Source organism: Nocardiopsis sp. iso_237 (assembly GCF_056173345.1).
The window spans coordinates 1,969,544-1,985,446 of record NZ_CM149669.1 but is presented as its reverse complement, the minus strand read 5'-3'; the positions used below and the strand labels follow the sequence as shown (position 1 = coordinate 1,985,446).

The 15,903-nt window shown below is 72.5% G+C and carries 13 protein-coding genes; 9 read left to right on the top strand and 4 right to left on the bottom strand.

Features of this window, described 5'->3' with window-relative positions; genetic code table 11:
* Positions 1–50: 50 nt before the first annotated feature.
* Together AC0VYM_RS08980 and AC0VYM_RS08975 are read left to right on the top strand one after the other, a co-directional pair.
* Positions 51–341, top strand: a complete 291-nt coding sequence (locus AC0VYM_RS08980) for a metal-sensitive transcriptional regulator (RefSeq protein WP_475460939.1) — start codon at positions 51–53, stop codon at positions 339–341.
* A 71-nt stretch (positions 342–412) separates the two neighbouring features.
* Positions 413–1,138, top strand: coding sequence for a metal-sensitive transcriptional repressor family protein (locus AC0VYM_RS08975; protein ID WP_475460938.1), 726 nt, complete (start codon positions 413–415; stop codon positions 1,136–1,138).
* Here AC0VYM_RS08975 and AC0VYM_RS08970 read toward each other — a convergent pair.
* Positions 1,123–2,499 carry an NAD(P)/FAD-dependent oxidoreductase gene (locus AC0VYM_RS08970; RefSeq protein ID WP_475460936.1) on the bottom strand — a complete coding sequence of 459 codons (1,377 nt, stop codon included), beginning with the start codon at positions 2,497–2,499 and terminating at the stop codon, positions 1,123–1,125. The two genes, AC0VYM_RS08975 and AC0VYM_RS08970, sit on opposite strands and share 16 nt — an antisense overlap.
* Before the next feature lie 302 nt (positions 2,500–2,801).
* On the opposite strand from AC0VYM_RS08970, the gene AC0VYM_RS08965 reads away from it, so the two are divergent.
* Complete coding sequence (locus AC0VYM_RS08965; RefSeq protein WP_475460934.1) at positions 2,802–3,335, top strand: hypothetical protein; 534 nt, start codon at positions 2,802–2,804, stop codon at positions 3,333–3,335.
* A gap of 68 nt (positions 3,336–3,403) precedes the next feature.
* Here the strand turns inward: AC0VYM_RS08965 and AC0VYM_RS08960 are convergent, their stop codons facing one another.
* Together AC0VYM_RS08960 and AC0VYM_RS08955 are read right to left on the bottom strand one after the other, a co-directional pair.
* Positions 3,404–4,870 carry a catalase gene (locus AC0VYM_RS08960; RefSeq protein WP_475460932.1) on the bottom strand — a complete coding sequence of 489 codons (1,467 nt, stop codon included), beginning with the start codon at positions 4,868–4,870 and terminating at the stop codon, positions 3,404–3,406.
* Positions 4,871–4,977: 107 nt separating this feature from the next.
* The gene (locus tag AC0VYM_RS08955; RefSeq protein ID WP_475460930.1) at positions 4,978–5,583 is read right to left on the bottom strand and encodes an SACE_7040 family transcriptional regulator; all 606 of its coding nucleotides are present in this window, start codon (positions 5,581–5,583) and stop codon (positions 4,978–4,980) included.
* A 136-nt stretch (positions 5,584–5,719) separates the two neighbouring features.
* On the opposite strand from AC0VYM_RS08955, the gene AC0VYM_RS08950 reads away from it, so the two are divergent.
* The 6 genes from AC0VYM_RS08950 to AC0VYM_RS08925 all read left to right on the top strand — a co-directional run bounded on the left by AC0VYM_RS08950 (position 5,720) and on the right by AC0VYM_RS08925 (position 13,819).
* Positions 5,720–7,330, top strand: a complete 1,611-nt coding sequence (locus tag AC0VYM_RS08950) for a carboxyl transferase domain-containing protein (RefSeq protein WP_475462979.1) — start codon at positions 5,720–5,722, stop codon at positions 7,328–7,330.
* A 7-nt stretch (positions 7,331–7,337) separates the two neighbouring features.
* Positions 7,338–9,431 (top strand): acetyl/propionyl/methylcrotonyl-CoA carboxylase subunit alpha, encoded by a 2,094-nt coding sequence (locus AC0VYM_RS08945; RefSeq protein ID WP_475460928.1) that lies wholly within the window; start codon positions 7,338–7,340, stop codon positions 9,429–9,431.
* A complete protein-coding gene (locus AC0VYM_RS08940; RefSeq protein ID WP_475460926.1) occupies positions 9,428–10,585 on the top strand; it encodes an acyl-CoA dehydrogenase family protein in 1,158 nt (385 codons plus the stop codon). The genes AC0VYM_RS08945 and AC0VYM_RS08940 overlap by 4 nt, the downstream gene beginning before the upstream one ends.
* A gap of 284 nt (positions 10,586–10,869) precedes the next feature.
* Positions 10,870–12,417, top strand: a complete 1,548-nt coding sequence (locus AC0VYM_RS08935; protein WP_475460924.1) for a serine/threonine-protein kinase — start codon at positions 10,870–10,872, stop codon at positions 12,415–12,417.
* Between the two features lie 443 nt (positions 12,418–12,860).
* Positions 12,861–13,547 carry a hypothetical protein gene (locus tag AC0VYM_RS08930; RefSeq protein WP_475460922.1) on the top strand — a complete coding sequence of 229 codons (687 nt, stop codon included), beginning with the start codon at positions 12,861–12,863 and terminating at the stop codon, positions 13,545–13,547.
* 110 nt (positions 13,548–13,657) lie between these two features.
* Positions 13,658–13,819 carry a hypothetical protein gene (locus tag AC0VYM_RS08925; protein ID WP_475460920.1) on the top strand — a complete coding sequence of 54 codons (162 nt, stop codon included), beginning with the start codon at positions 13,658–13,660 and terminating at the stop codon, positions 13,817–13,819.
* A 95-nt stretch (positions 13,820–13,914) separates the two neighbouring features.
* On the opposite strand, the gene thrS is transcribed toward AC0VYM_RS08925, so the two are convergent.
* Complete coding sequence (gene thrS, locus AC0VYM_RS08920) at positions 13,915–15,891, bottom strand: threonine--tRNA ligase (protein ID WP_475460918.1); 1,977 nt, start codon at positions 15,889–15,891, stop codon at positions 13,915–13,917.
* Positions 15,892–15,903: the final 12 nt, after the last annotated feature.

The following is a 15,903-nucleotide window of genomic DNA, read 5'->3' as shown; positions in this document are numbered from 1 at the left end:
GAGGGGGTATTGTTATGGCAGCTGAGCAGGAACAACACGGAGACGGTGGCATGGCGGCGAACCACGGTTACAGCAACGACAAGCAGAGCCACATCAACCGGCTCCGCCGTATCGAGGGTCAGATCCGGGGTCTCCAGCGGATGGTCGAGGACGACCAGTACTGCATCGACATCCTCACCCAGACCTCCGCCGTCAACAAGGCGCTGCGCTCCTTCGCCCTGTCCATGCTGGACGAGCACCTGAAGCACTGCGTGGCGCACGCCGTGGCCAACGGCGGCGACGAGGCCGAGGAGAAGGTCCGCGAGGCCTCCGACGCGATCGCCCGCCTGGTCCGTTCCTGACCGGCGGCCCCACCGCGACCGGACCCGGCCCACCGGCCGCCCGCGCGCCGCACCAGGGCTAACGTACCGGTATGTCCCCCGAACATCCCCCTGAACACCCTCCCGGTCGAACCCTCGGGGGAGGTTCCGCCGACCCCCGGGCCACTGAGGAGAACGGGCACGCCCGCGCGCTGGAACGCCGTCTGGCGCTGCCGGTCCTGTTCTGCGCGGTGGTCTCCGTCCCGGCGGTCTTCCTCGGCATGTGGGGCGAGGGCCGGTGGGCCGAGTTCGGGAACCGGCTCAACTGGCTGGCCGGGCTGGTCCTGTGGGCGGAGTGGATCCTGCTCATCGCGCTGGCCGAGGACCGACTCGGCTGGTTGCGCACCCACAGGTGGAGCACGTTCGTGGCGGCGGTGACGCTGCCCGCCGTGGTCTTCGCGCTCGGGCCGGTCCAGGTCCTGCGCCTGGTGCGCACCGCCGGAACCCTGCGCCTGCTCCGTGTCACCCGGATCATCGAGGCCGGCGGCGTCCTGCGCCGCCGGATGGGACTGACCGGGACGCGCGGAACGGTGGTGGCCGCGGCCACCACCGCCCTGTCCGCCGTGTTCGTCGCCGCGGTCCTGGCCGATCCGACCTCGACCAGCCGCCGGTACGCGGAGTCACTGCTGTCCGACGCGGGCCCCTGGCCGGTCGCCCTGGCGGTCGTTGTCCTCGCGGGCGCCACCGCGCTCGTGGTCGTCCGCCGCCGACGCGGGACCCGCCTCCCCTCCCCCGCCGACGGCGGCGGGCGGAGCGGCGCCGATCAGTCCTCGCCGTAGCGCTCCCGCTCGTTGTCGAGCAGGCGGGCGCCCTCGGAACGCGAGGAGCCCTCGTCCAGGTAGTCGACGGCCTCGTTGGCCACGAACGACGACGGGCGTCCGTCGTCCGCGAACCCCATCCGGGACACCTCGCTGCCGAGGAAGGCACGGATGCCCCAGTTGGCGACGATCCGGGCCCGCGCGGTCCCGGACGGGACCGAGGCCACGTGGTAGCCGCGCGTGGCTGCCAGGGCGGGCAGACCGCTCAGGTCGAACTGCATGATCCTGGCCAGCGCGTCGCGTCCGCTCAGGTCCACGACCAGCCCCATGTCCCGGTGGCGGAACTCCTTCAGCGGCCTGCCGAGCACCGAGTTGACCACGTTCTCGGCGACCGTGGTGGCCTGCCTGCTGGCGTACTGGGCGGTGGGCGGGCAGTAGGCGCTGTCGGTGTGCGAGAGGTTGGGCACCGCGGCGGCGTCACCGATCGCGAACACGTCGGGCAGCCCGGGCACCGCCAGGTCGGTTCCGACCTCCAGCCGCCCGGCCTGGGTCGGTTTGCCGAGGGTCTCCATCAGCGGGCTGGGCGTGATCCCCGCCGTCCAGATGAGGGTGCGGCACGGCAGGGCGCGGCCGTCGGTGAGCACCACCTTGTCGGCGGTCACCTCCCGGACGCTGACCTTCATCTTGACCTCGATGCCGAGGCCTCGGAGCAGGTCGACGGCCTTGCGGCCGAGCCGGTCCCCCAGCTGGGGCAGGACCTTCGGCGCGATGTCGACGAGGTGCCAGCGGATGACCGAGCGGAGCTCGGGGTAGCGCTGGGCCGCCTCCTGGCAGAGCCGCATGAGCGACGCCGCGGTCTCCACACCGGTGTAGCCTCCGCCGACCACGACGAACCGGCAGCGCTCCTCCCGTTCGACCGGGTCGCGTGAGTCGTTGGCCAGTTCCAGCTGGGAGAGGACGTGGTCGCGCAGCAGCACCGCCTCGGCCAGGGTCTTCGCGCCGTAGGCGTGCTCGGTCAGGCCGGGGATGTCGAACTCCCTGGTCATGGAGCCCGGGGCGAGGACGAGCCGGTCGTAGCGGCAGGGCGCGAGTTCGCCGGTGGGCCGCCGCACGACCACCGTGCGGTCACGGGTGTCCACCCCGACGGCGTGGCCGGGGACGAGCCGGGTCTGCTTGGTGAGCCGGTGTACCGACATGACGACCGACTGCGGGGTGAGCAGCCCCGAGGCCACCTGTGGCAGCAGCGGACTGTAGAGCATGTAGTCGTGCGGAGCCACGAGGGCGATGTCCGCCGCTCCCGTGGGGATGCGTCGTTCCAGGTGACGGATGGTGTGGAAACCACCGAAACCCGATCCGACCACCACGATTCGAGGCCGAGACATAGGTACACCGCTCCTTCTTCGGGTCGGGGGCGGGACGCCTGCGCGTCTGTGGGCCGTCGATCGCGGGCGTACCCACTTCACCGCTGCCGAATGTACGGGGACGGTGATCGATTGCCCTCGCTCCCACACGAGTCGTTCCGGGGTCTTTGTCCGCCATTGGCACTTCCCCGGAAAGGCATACGCGGACTTCACGGGGGCAAGACCCACCTTTGGCGTTCTGACCCTGAGACTAGGTGACTATGTGTGGTCGTGCACTTACGGAACGTGCTGACCCGTGTCGCAGAGAGGGGCAAGGAACGCGTATGCGTGCCTTCACCAGGATCACCACCGCAGCGGTACTGGCCGGGGGACTGACCGTCGTCGGCGTCGGAGCGGCCCAGGCCGACCCGAAGGACGAGGTCGCCCAGCCCGCGGGGGAGGTCGCCCAGCCCGTGGAGGAGGTCGCTCAGCCGGCCGAGGAGGCCGCCCAGCCCGCTGGCGAGGCCGCCCAGCCCGTGGAGGAGGCCGCCGGTTCCGCCGACAGCCTCTCCCCTGCGGCGGAGGCGCTGCTCGCGGACCCCGCGGTCCAGGAGCTCCTGGCCGACGAGGAGGCCGTCGCGCTGCTCAGCGACGCCGACTCCCTGAAGACGATCCAGGCGCTCATGGAGCTGGAGGACCCGGCGGCCGCCCTGCAGGCGCTGGAGCTCCCGGCCGCGACCGACAACCTTCCCGTCAGCGCGGAGGAGGCCCCGGTCGCCACCGACGAGATCACCGGCCAGCTCCCGGCGGAGGCCCCGGGCACCGCTGACGTCACCCAGCCGGTGGAGGACGCCGTGGGCGGCGTCTCCCTCCCGTAGGGACGGACGCGGCGTGAAGGGGGCGGGTGGTCGTGGCCATCCGCCCCCTTCGCCGTACGCCCCGGCGGTCAGCCGCCGTTGACCCCCTCGGCCACACGGGCACCGATCCCGGGGTCGATGTCCCTCCAGTACTTCAGGGCGCGCTGGAGGACGGCCTCGTCGTTGACCGCGCTCACGTGGCCGACGATGTTGGAGACCAGCCGGTCCCGGGCGGCGTCGTCCATGACGTCGCGGATCAGTGCGCGCGGCTGGGAGACGTCGTCGTCGTCCTCACGCAGCCGGTAGGCCTCCCGGACCATCTCGGAGGCCTCCACCTTCCACCCGGCCTCCTCCACTCCCTGCTGGCGCTCCGCGTCGGGCCCGCCGTAGGAGTTCGGGTGGTAGACCTGCCCGGTGTCGGGGGCGTAGTGGCGCATCGCCCCGTCCTTGCCGTAGGAGCGCACCGGCGCGTGCGGCCGGTTGGGCGGGAGCTCGTCGTAGTTGACCCCGATCCGGTAGCGGTGGGTGTCGGGGTAGGAGAACATGCGGCCCAGCAGCATCTTGTCCGGGGAGGCGCCGGTGCCGGGCACCATGTTGGACGGCTCGAAGGCGGCCTGCTCGATGTGGATGAAGTGGTTGTCCGGGTTGCGGTCCAGGGTCATCCGCCCGACCTCGATCAGCGGGTAGTCGCCCTTGGGCCACACCTTGGTGAGGTCGAAGGGGTTGTACCGGTAGTCCGCCGCCTCGTCGATCGGCATGATCTGCATGCTCAGCGTCCACGAGGGGTGGTCACCGCGCTCGATCGCCTCGAACAGGTCGCGGCGGTGGTGGTCGGCGTCCTCACCCGCCATGCGGTCCGACTCCTCCTGCGTGAGGAAGTCGTTGCCCTGGTCGGTGCGGAAGTGGTACTTGACCCAGAAGCGCTGCCCCTTGGCGTTGATCCACTGGTAGGTGTGCGAGCTGAACCCGTCCATGTTGCGCCAGGTCCGCGGGACGCCCCGGTCGCCCATGAGCCAGGTGACCTGGTGCGAGGTCTCCGGGGACAGCGACCAGAAGTCCCACTGCATCGTGTTGTCGCGCAGGCCGGTGCGCGGGTCGCGCTTCTGGGACCGGATGAAGTCCTGGAACTTCTGGGGGTCGCGGACGAAGAAGACCGGCGTGTTGTTGCCGACCATGTCGAAGTTGCCCTCGCGGGTGTAGAACTTCAACGCGAACCCGCGCGGGTCGCGCCAGGTGTCCGGGCTGCCCATCTCCCCGGCCACCGTGGAGAAGCGGGCGAGCATCGGGGTCCGGCGTCCGGGCTGGAAGAGGTCGGCGCAGGTGTACTGGCTGACGTCGTTGGTCACCTGGAAGGTGCCGTAGGCGCCGCTGCCCTTGGCGTGCACGACCCGCTCCGGCACCCGCTCGCGGTTGAAGTGCGCCATCTTCTCGACGAGGTAGGCGTCGTGGAGGACGATGGGGCCGTCACTGCCCACACTCAGTGAGTGCTCGTCGCTGGGCGCGGGGATTCCCGCGTTGGTTGTGGTGCGCTCGGACTCCGGTCGCTTGTCGACCATGAACGATCTCCCCTTGTGGAAGTAGACGCGCGCGTCCCGGATGTCGGGTCCGGGAGACTCGTGCGCGGGTCTACCCGAGGGCAGGTCAAGACATGTGCCGCGGAGACTCAACTCACCCTTGGGGCGGGGTCCTCGGCGAGCAGCGCGGCGGAGCCCATCCGCAGGAGCAGGGCGGACATCGCGCCCCGGGAGAGCGGGCCCCGGCTGTGCGGGGTCGAGTTGAGCAGCCCGAACGCGGCGTGCACCGAGGCCCGCAGGTCGGCGCGCGGGGACGCGGGGCGCAGCTCGGAGAGGACGGCCACCCACTCCTCCACGTAGCCCCTCTGGAGACGGCGGACCCGGCGGCGGTCGTCGTCGGTGAGGTTGACCAGCTCGCGGTCGTGCACGGTGATGAGGTCCGGCTCCCCCAGGGAGAACTCGATGTGGCCGCGCAGCAGGGCCTCCAGGGCCTCCTCGGGGCCGTCCGCCCCGGTGACGAGTTCGCGCCCGCGCCGGGCGAGGCGCTCGCTGATGTCCACGAGGACCTCCCCGAGCAGCGCCTCCTTGCCCGGGAAGTGCCGGTAGAGCGCGGGCCCGGTGGTGCCGACGGCGCGCCCGAGGTCGTCGATGGTCACGCCCCGGTAGCCGTGCGCGGCGAAGAGCCGGGCCGCCGCGCCCAGAATCGCCGTTCTCCGCTCGCCCGTGGGCCGCTGCCCCTGGGTTCCCGTCGCCATCCGACCACCTCTCGCCGCCCGTCCGCGTGGCCCGTTCCACCCGGACCCTGGACACCCATGTTAGTAGTTACTAACATCACTCCTGTTAGTGAGCATTAACATCCCTCCACGAGAGGACACCATGAGCAGGGCACCTGTGCTCGGTTCGGCGGTCGACACCGCCGGTCCCGCGTTCGCCGCCAACGACGCCGCGAACCGCGCGCTCGCGCTGGAGCTGCGGGGGCGGATCGCGACCGCGGCCCTCGGCGGCCCCGAGAAGACCAGGGCGCGCCACGTCGAGCGCGGCAAACTCCTCCCCCGCGACCGCGTCGACCTCCTCCTGGACCCCGGCTCCCCGTTCCTGGAGATCGCCCCGCTGGCCGCCTACGGCCTCTACGGCAGGGACGGCCAGGACGCCCCCGGGGCCGGGATGATCGCCGGGATCGGCCGCGTGGCCGGGCGCGCCACCGTGGTGGTGGCCAACGACGCCACCGTCAAGGGCGGCAGCTACTACCCGATGACGGTCAAGAAGCACCTGCGCGCCCAGGAGGTGGCGCTGCACAACCGCCTCCCCTGCGTGTACCTGGCCGACTCCGGCGGGGCCTTCCTGCCCATGCAGGACGACGTCTTCCCCGACCGCGAGCACTTCGGCCGCATCTTCTACAACCAGGCCACCATGTCCCGGGCGGGCATCCCGCAGATCGCGGCGGTGCTGGGCTCGTGCACGGCGGGCGGCGCCTACGTCCCGGCGATGAGCGACGAGGCGGTGATCGTCCGCGAGCAGGGCACGATCTTCCTCGGCGGCCCGCCCCTGGTGAAGGCGGCCACGGGCGAGGTCGTCACCGCCGAGGAGCTGGGCGGCGGCGACCTGCACTCGCGGGTCTCCGGGGTCACCGACCACCTCGCGGACGACGACGCCGACGCCCTCACCAAGGTGCGGCGGATCGTCGACACCCTCGGCCCGCTGGACCCCCCGGCCTGGGAGACGCGCGCCCCGCGCCCGCCCGCGCTCGACCCCGGCGAGCTCTACGGGGTGGTCCCCGCCGACACCCGCACCCCCTACGACGTGCGCGAGGTCATCGGCCGCGTCGTGGACGGCAGCGAGTTCACCGAGTTCAAGTCCGAGTACGGCACCACCCTGGTCACCGGGTTCGCGCACGTCAACGGCCACCCCGTGGGGATCGTCGCCAACAACGGCATCCTGTTCGCGGAGTCCGCCCTCAAGGGCGCGCACTTCATCGAGCTGTGCGACCGCCGCTCCATCCCGCTGGTCTTCCTCCAGAACATCTCCGGGTTCATGGTCGGCCGCGACTACGAGGCGGGGGGCATCGCCAAGCACGGCGCGAAGATGGTCACCGCCGTGGCCTGCGCCCGCGTCCCCAAGTTCACCGTGGTCATCGGCGGGTCCTTCGGCGCGGGCAACTACTCGATGTGCGGCCGCGCCTACTCGCCCCGCTTCCTGTGGATGTGGCCCAACGCCCGCATCTCGGTGATGGGCGGGGAACAGGCCGCCTCGGTGCTGTCCACCGTGCGCCGCGACCAGATGGCGGCGCGCGGCGAGGAGTGGTCGGCCGAGGACGAGGAGGCCTTCAAGGCGCCCGTCCGCGACCAGTACGAGGAGCAGGGCAGCCCGTACTACTCCACCGCCCGCCTGTGGGACGACGGGGTCATCGACCCCGCCGACACCCGCGACGTGCTCGCCATGGCCCTGTCCGCCGCCCGCCACGCGCCCCTGGAGCCGGTCGGCTACGGCGTCTTCCGGATGTGAGGAACCCTTGACCACCACACCACACACCACCGCGCCGGGCGGGGGCGCCGCGCGCGTCCTGGTCGCCAACCGGGGCGAGATCGCGCTGCGCGTCATCCGCACCCTGCGCCGCATGGGCGTCAGCCCGGCCGCCGTGTACACCGACGCCGACACCGGGGCGCCGCACACCCTCGCCGCCGACGTGGCGCTGCGGGTGGACCACTACCTCGACGCCGACGGGATCGTCGCCCTGGCCCTGGAGTGCGGGGCCACCGGGGTGCACCCCGGCTACGGGTTCCTGTCCGAGAACGCCGGGTTCGCCCGCGCCTGCGTGGACGCCGGGCTGGTCTTCGTGGGCCCGCCCGCCTCCGCGATCGAGGCCATGGGAGACAAGATCCGCGCCAAGGACACCGTGGCCGCCGCGGGTGTGCCGGTACTCGGCGGGTTCACCGAGAAGCCCGGCCAGCCCATGGACGACGGCGACCTGCTGCGCGCCGCCGAGGAGACCGGCTACCCGCTGCTGATCAAGCCCTCCGCCGGGGGCGGCGGCAAGGGCATGCGGGAGGTGCGCTCCGCCGACACCCTGGTCGCGGACGCCGCGGCCGCCCGCCGTGAGGCAACGGCCTCCTTCGGAGACGCGACCCTGCTCGTGGAGAAGCTGGTCCAGCGGCCGCGCCACATCGAGGTGCAGGTCCTGGCCGACGCCCACGGCAACGTCCTGCACCTGGGTGAGCGCGAGTGCAGCCTCCAGCGCCGCCACCAGAAGGTGGTGGAGGAGGCCCCCTCCCCCCTGCTCACCGACGAGCAGCGCTCCGCCATGGGCGAGGCCGCCGTGGCGGCCGCCCGATCCTGCGGGTACGTGGGCGCGGGCACGGTGGAGTTCATCGCGGAGACCGGCCCCGACGGGGAGCTGTCCTACTCCTTCCTGGAGATGAACACGCGCCTCCAGGTGGAGCACCCGGTCACCGAGGAGGTCGTGGCCGTGCGCGGCGAACGCGGCGTCGACCTGGTGGAGCTCCAGATGCGCGTGGCCTACGGGGAGGCGCTGCCCTTCACCCAGGAGGACGTCTCCTGGGTCGGGCACGCCGTCGAGTCCCGCGTCTACGCCGAGGACGCGGACCGGGGCTTCCTGCCCTCGGGCGGGCCGATCCTCCTCCTGGAGGAGCCCTCCGGCCCCCACGTGCGCGTGGACTCGGGGATCGCCCAGGGCGGGGCGGTGACCTCGGACTTCGACCCCATGCTGGCCAAGGTCATCACCTGGGGCGCGGACCGGGGCGAGGCGCTGCGGCGGATGGACGCGGCCCTGGCCGCCCACACGCTCCTCGGTTGCGTGACCAACACCGCCTACCTGCGGCGGCTGTTGCGCCACCCCCGCGTCGCCGCCGGTGACCTGAGCACCGACCTCATCGCCACCGACCCCCCGGAGAGCGCCCCCGACCGGCTCCCCGCCGTGTACACGGCGGCCGCCCTGGACCACCAGCTGGACCTGGAGGGCCCGCCGGGCCCCGACCGGTTCGCCGTGCCGGACGGCTGGCGGATGGGCGGCCCGGCCTGGACGCCGTGGCGTCTGCGCGCGCCCGGGCACGACGCCACCGTGGTGCGGGTCCGGCGCGACGGCGCCGCCGGGCACTACCTGGTCCAGCTCGGGGACGGGTCCCCCGTCGCGCTGCGCGCCCACCGCTCGGCAGACGGGACCCGGCTCACCGTCACCGACTCCACCGGGACCGTCACCTACGCCCGCGCCGACGACCCGGGCACCGACCACCGCTGGCTGGGGGTCGGCGGCGCCGCGTGGAGCCTGCACGAGGAGCCCGTGGCCGCCGCCCTGCGCGAGGACGACGCCGCCGCCGACGGGACGGTGCGCAGCCCCATGCCGGGCACGGTGCTCGACGTCCCGGTCGCGGTGGGCCAGGAGGTCACCGCCGGGACCACCCTCGCCGTGGTCGAGGCGATGAAGATGGAGCACTCCGTGCCCTCACCCGTCGACGGGACCGTCGCCTCCGTGGCGGTCCGTCCCGGGGTGTCGGTGCCCATGGACGCCGTCCTGGTCACCGTCGAACCCCTCTCCGCGTCGGCCGAGGACCCGGCCGACGCTCCGACCACCCCCGAGGAGCAGCGATGAACCGCCACGAACTCTCGACCGAGCACGCCGACCTCCGGGCCGCCGTGGAGACCTTCGCCCAGACCGAGGTCGCACCGGTGATCGGTGACTTCTACGAGCGGGGCGCCTTCCCGTACGACATCGTCGCCAAGATGGGCCAGATGGGCCTGTTCGGGCTGCCGTTCCCCGAGGAGCACGGCGGCATGGGCGGTGACTACTTCGCCCTGTGCCTGGCTCTGGAGGAGCTGGCCCGGGTGGACTCCTCCGTGGCCATCACCCTGGAGGCGGGGGTGTCGCTGGGCGCGATGCCGATCCACCGCTTCGGCACCGAGGAGCAGAAGAAGACCTACCTGCCCAGGCTCACCTCGGGCGAGGCCCTGGGCGCCTTCGGACTGACCGAACCGGACGGCGGCTCCGACGCCGGGGCGACCAGGACCACGGCCCGTCTGGAGGACGGCGAGTGGGTGATCAACGGGACCAAGTCGTTCATCACCAACTCGGGTACGGACATCACGGCCCTGGTCACGGTGACCGCCGTGACCGGCAGGCGCGAGGACGGGCGGCCGGAGATCTCGTCGATCCTCGTGCCCAGCGGCACCCCCGGTTTCTCCGTGGGCCAGAAGTACTCGAAGGTCGGCTGGAACGCCTCGGACACCAACGAGCTGGTCTTCGAGGACTGCCGGGTGCCCGAGGCCAACCTGGTCGGTGAGCGCGGCCGGGGCTACGCCCAGTTCCTGCGCATCCTGGACGAGGGCCGTATCGCCATCGCGGCGCTCTCGGTGGGCCTGGCGCAGGGCTGTGTGGACGAGAGCGTGCGCTACGCCCACCAGCGGCAGGCCTTCGGCAACAGCATCGGCCGGTACCAGGCGATCCAGTTCAAGATCGCGGAGATGGAGGCCCGCGCGTACGGCGCCCGCCTGGCCTACTACGACGCGGCCTCACGGATGCTCGCCGGTGAGCCCTTCAAGAAGGAGGCGGCCATCGCGAAGCTGATCGCCTCGAACGCGGCGATGGACAACGCCCGCGACGCCACGCAGGTCTTCGGCGGCTACGGCTTCATGAACGACTACCCCGTGGGCCGTTTCTACCGGGACGCCAAGATCCTGGAGATCGGTGAGGGCACCAGCGAGGTGCAGAAGATGCTCATCGCCCGCGAACTCGGCCTGCCCGCGTAGCCGCCCCGATCCGCGGCCCCGGGGACAACGGCGTCCCCGGGGCCGTGTTCCCGTGTCCCGGGGCCGAACCTTTCGGGGTTCCGGCGCGTCAACCGTGCTGGAGCCCCTTCGTGTGTGACCACCCCGTCACTGGGAGAATGGGGCCCGCCATCGGACCCCCTACCCCCGAGGTTTCGACACCGTGCCACCCCCTCCCTCCGTCGGCTCCCTGTCCTCCGGGCCGCCCCAGCTGACCCCGACCGACGGTCCCGGGCGAACCGGCGCTCCCGGGCGGGAGGAGCGGGATGGGTAGGCCCGGGGACGCGGCCGTGCGGCCCCTGAGCGCCCACGACCCCGGGCGGCTGGGCCCGCACCGCCTGGTGGGACGGTTGGGCTCCGGGGGGATGGGCACCGTCTACCTGGCACGTCCCCTCTTCGGCTCCCCCGTCGCGGTCAAGGCCGTGCACCCCGAACTGGCGGACGAACCCGAGTTCCGGTCCCGGTTCGCCAGGGAGGTCGACACCCTGAGCCGGGTCCGCAGCCCGTTCGTCCCCGCCTTCGCGGGCGCCGATCCACGGGCCGAGGTCCCCTGGCTGGCCACCGCGTACGTGGACGGGCCCACACTCAGGGAGCAGGTGGAGCGGCGCGGCCCCCTGCGCGGAGGCACCCTGACCGGGCTCGCCGCCGGGATGGCCTCCGCCCTGGCCGACATCCACGCCGCCGGGGTCGTCCACCGCGACCTCAAACCGAGCAACGTCATCCTCTCCCCCGACGGTCCGAGGGTCCTGGACTTCGGTATCGCCCGCACCCTGGACGGCACCGCCCACCCCGGGTTCGCCGGCGTGATGGGCACCCCGGGCTGGATCGCCCCCGAACGCCTCCGGGGCGCGCCCGCCACGACCGCCTCGGACGTGTTCGCCTGGGGACAGCTGACCGCCTACGCGGCCACCGGACGCAACCCCTTCGGGCCCGGGAGCCCCGAGGCCGTCGTGCGGCGGGTGATGCGCGGTGAGGCCGACCTGGACGGCGTGCCCCCGGAACTGCTGCCGCTGGTGCACGCGTCCGTGAGCCCCCTGCCGGGGTACCGGCCGACACCGCACGAGATCCTGGGTGTCCTGGGCGACGGCCGCGGGGTACCGGACGCCGGGGGCGTGGCCACCCGCATCATGCGCGACGAGTGGTCCTCCCCCGGCCCCGTGGTCGCCGGGGCGCCGCGACACCGCCGAGTCCTGCGTCGGGGGGCGGCCGTCCTGGCGGTGGCCGCGCTCGTCACCGCGGGGGCGGTCGTGGGCGCGCGGCACGGCGGAGCGCAGCCCGACCGGATCGGGATGGCCGGGGCGGGCGGCGCCGGGGACGCGACGCCCGGGGTCGGTGGCTGGCCCCCTCCCGAGGCGACCGACGCGGCGACCAACGCCGGAAGCCGCAGCGCGGTGGAGCCCCGGAGCGGAGCCTCGGGCGAGGACGACGACCGGGCCGGGTTCACCCTGGGCGCTCCCGGCGACGGTGGTACCACGGTCCTGGTCTCGCCTCCCGAGCGTTCCCCGTCCGGCACCCTGGTCTTCCAGGGCGCGTTCGTCGTCGGCCCGGAGGGCGGGGAGGCGTACGGGTTCTCCGAGGAGCAGTTCAGCGTCCTCACCGAGGACGGGGAGTACTCCCCCGGCCGCTTCTTCACCGAGGGGGCCGACGACACCGGTGTCCGCTTCTCCGTGGCGTTCGAGGACGCCCCGGACACCGGTCTCCTCGTCGTCCGCGGGCACGGTTACGTCAGGGACGTGGCCGGAGCTCCGCCGGTCGGGGTCTGCTACAGCGTGACGGACGCGGAGTTCTCCGTCGACTACTCACGGTGCACGTGAGTTCCACGGCGGGCCGTCCCCCGAACGCGGTTGTCCCGGGGGCCCGCTGGCCGGTTCCGGACAGGCCCCCGACCGCGCCGCCGCGCGGGGTCGCGGGTCCGTCCGAGGTCGAGTCGCACCCTCGAGGCCTGCGGAGCCGCACCCCGACACCCGCCCCGGCAGCGGTTCCGCGCGTTCGGGAACAGTTCACCGCCCCGGCCCCGGGGTCCCGCCGTCGACGGCGCCGGGAGGGCGGGGAAGCGATGGTCACGGAGCGTGCGCGGACCCGAGCAGACGGGAGTACCGGCCCAAGGGGTGACAAGGGCCCTCCATCGGCACAGAATGGAGCCACACGGCCGGTGCGGGCCCCTTGAACCTCGGGCTCGCGGAGACCCGGCCCGCCACGGCGGGCCCGCCACGGGTCCCCCGGCCCCTCATCTTTTCCCCACCGGAGGAGACACCGGATGGAAGGCGCACTGTCCCTGATCGCCCTGGTCGCCGTCGTGGTGTCGGCCGGGGCCATCACGGTGGCCGCGCACTTTCGCAAGGAACGGGTCACCGAGCTCCAGGGGTGGGCCCGCGAGCACGGCTGGCACTACACCGAGCACCACCCGCGTCCCCTGGAGGAGGCGACCCTCCCGGCCGCCCTGCACGGCCGCGACCCGCGCGTGCGGCACGTGCTCACCGGACGGCGCGGCACCCACCTGGTCACCATGTTCGAGCTCACCCACGCCGAGCCGAACACGCGGCGAGGCGCGGGGAGCCCCCGGCGCACCCACCGTGTCGTGGCCGTGCACACCCCGGGCCCGGGTGCGGACCTGGAGATCCGGCGGCGCGACCTGGCCCGCACCGTGTCCCTCGACGCCAGCGGCGGGCCGGAGGAGGTCCGCCGGGCGTTCGCGGAGGCCTTCCACACCGTCGGCTCCGACGACCGCTTCAGGGAGGCGGTCCTGGACCACGACACCGTCTCCTGGCTGCTCTCGGACTGCCGGTCCCGCTCCTTCCCGGTGCGCTTCACCGGCGGCCACGCCCTCACCTGGGCGACCCTGCGCCTGGACCCCGACCGCGCCCTCGCCGCGGCGGACTACCTGATCGAACTGGTCAGCGGAGTCCCCGCCCGGGCCTGGGCACACGACACCGCCGGTTCCTGATCGGCGCCGCCGGTCACCGCCGTGACCGTGTGCGCCGTCCCGGGAGTGCGTCGCTGTCGGAAGGGGCCGATAAAATCCGGCGTACCCCAACGCACAAGGAGCAGTACCCCATGAGCGACCCCAACGCCACGCACCGCATCTCGCGCGCGGACCTGTTCCGTGACGACGAGGAGGAGGCCACTCCGGACCCCAACGCCACCGCGAAGATCTCCCGTGAGGACCTCTTCAAGGACGAGCAGAAGGACTCGAAGAGCCCGCGTGAGCGCGGCTGACCGGTCCCGCCCCGCCACGACGGAGCGCCCGCCCCCACACGGGGGACGGGCGCTCCTCTCGTCCTCGGGGGCGCGCACGCCCCGCGAAACGGCCCCTACGGGCGGCGCTCGCGGACGGCGGCGACGATCTCGGCCACCGCCTCGTCCACGGGCACACCGTTGTTCTGGGAACCGTCGCGGTAGCGGAAGGAGACCGCTTCCTTGCTGATGTCCTCGTCACCGGCCAGCAGCATGAAGGGGACCTTCTGCTTCTGGGCGTTGCGGATCTTCTTCTGCATCCGGTCGTCGCTGGCGTCGACCTCGACCCGGATCCCCTCCGCGCGCAGCTTGGCGGCGACCTCCTGGAGGTAGGGGACGTGCTCGTCCGCGATGGGGATGCCCACCGCCTGCACCGGGGCCAGCCAGGCCGGAAACGCTCCGGCGTAGTGCTCCAGCAGGACGGCGAAGAACCGCTCGATGGAGCCGAACAGGGCGCGGTGGATCATCACCGGGCGCTGACGGGAGCCGTCGGCGGCGGTGTACTCCAGGTCGAAGCGCTCGGGCAGGTTGAAGTCCAGCTGGATGGTGGACATCTGCCAGGTGCGGCCGATGGCGTCCCTGGCCTGCACGGAGATCTTCGGGCCGTAGAAGGCGGCGCCGCCCGGGTCCAGGACCAGTTCGAGCCCCTGCTTCTCGGCGGCCTGGCGCAGGGTGTCGGTGGCCTCCTCCCAGCTGGCGTCGTCACCGACGTACTTCTCCGGGTCCTTGGTGGACAGCTCCAGGTAGAAGTCCTCCAGGCCGTAGTCGCGCAGGAGCTCCAGCACGAAGGTGAGCAGCGAGTCGAGCTCGTCGGCCATCTGCTCGCGGGTGCAGTAGATGTGCGCGTCGTCCTGGGTGAAGCCCCGGGCGCGGGTCAGGCCGTGCACCACGCCGGACTTCTCGTACCGGTACACGGTGCCGAACTCGAACATGCGCAGCGGCAGCTCACGGTAGGAGCGCCCGCGCGCGTCGAAGATCAGGTTGTGCATCGGGCAGTTCATCGGCTTCAGGTAGTAGTCCTGACCGCCGTCGAGCTGCATGGGGGGGTACATGCCCTCCGCGTACCAGTCCAGGTGCCCCGACTTCTCGAACAGGGCGCTCTTGGTGGCGTGCGGCGAGTAGACGAACTCGTACCCGCTCTCCTCGTGGCGCTTGCGGGAGTAGTCCTCCATCACCCGGCGGATGATGCCGCCCCGGGGGTGGAAGACGGCCAGGCCGGAGCCGATCTCGTCCGGGATGGAGAAGAGGTCGAGCTCGGAGCCGAGCTTGCGGTGGTCGCGCTTCTCGGCCTCCTCCAGGAAGGCCAGGTACTCCTTGAGCCGGTCCTTGGTCTCCCAGGCGGTGCCGTAGACGCGCTGGAGCTGCGGGTTGGTCTCCTTGCCGCGCCAGTAGGCGGCGGCGGTGCGCATGAGCTTGAAGGCCGGGATCACCTTGGTGGTGGGGATGTGCGGCCCGCGGCACAGGTCCTTCCAGCACAGCTCGCCGGTGCGCGGGTGGACGTTGTCGTAGATGGTGAGCTCACCGGCGCCGACCTCGGCGGAGGCGCCCTCGGCGGCCTCGGCGGCGCCGCCCTTGAGGCCGATCAGCTCCAGCTTGTAGGGCTCGGTGGCCAGCTCGGCGCGGGCGTCGTCGTCGGAGACGGCGCGGCGGTCGAAGCGCTGCCCCTGCTTGATGATCTGCTGCATCTTCTTCTCGATGCTCTTGAGATCGGCGGGGGTGAAGGGCTCGGCGACGTCGAAGTCGTAGTAGAAGCCGTTCTCGACGGGCGGGCCGATGCCCAGCTTGGCCTCGGGGAAGAGCTCCTGGACGGCCTGGGCGAGGACGTGCGCGGTGGAGTGGCGCAGGATCGCCCGCCCCTCCTCGGAGTCGATGGCGATCGGCTCGACGGCGTCGCCGTCGGAGAGCTCCCAGGCCAGGTCGCGGGGCTCCCCGTTGACCAGGGCGGCGATCACGGCCCTGCCGTCCGCCTCCAGCGCCTGGCCCGCGGTGGTCGTGGCCGCCACCGCACGCGGGGTTCCGGCGAGGGTGATGTGCAGCTCAGACGCGGCGGACACGGTGACTCCTAG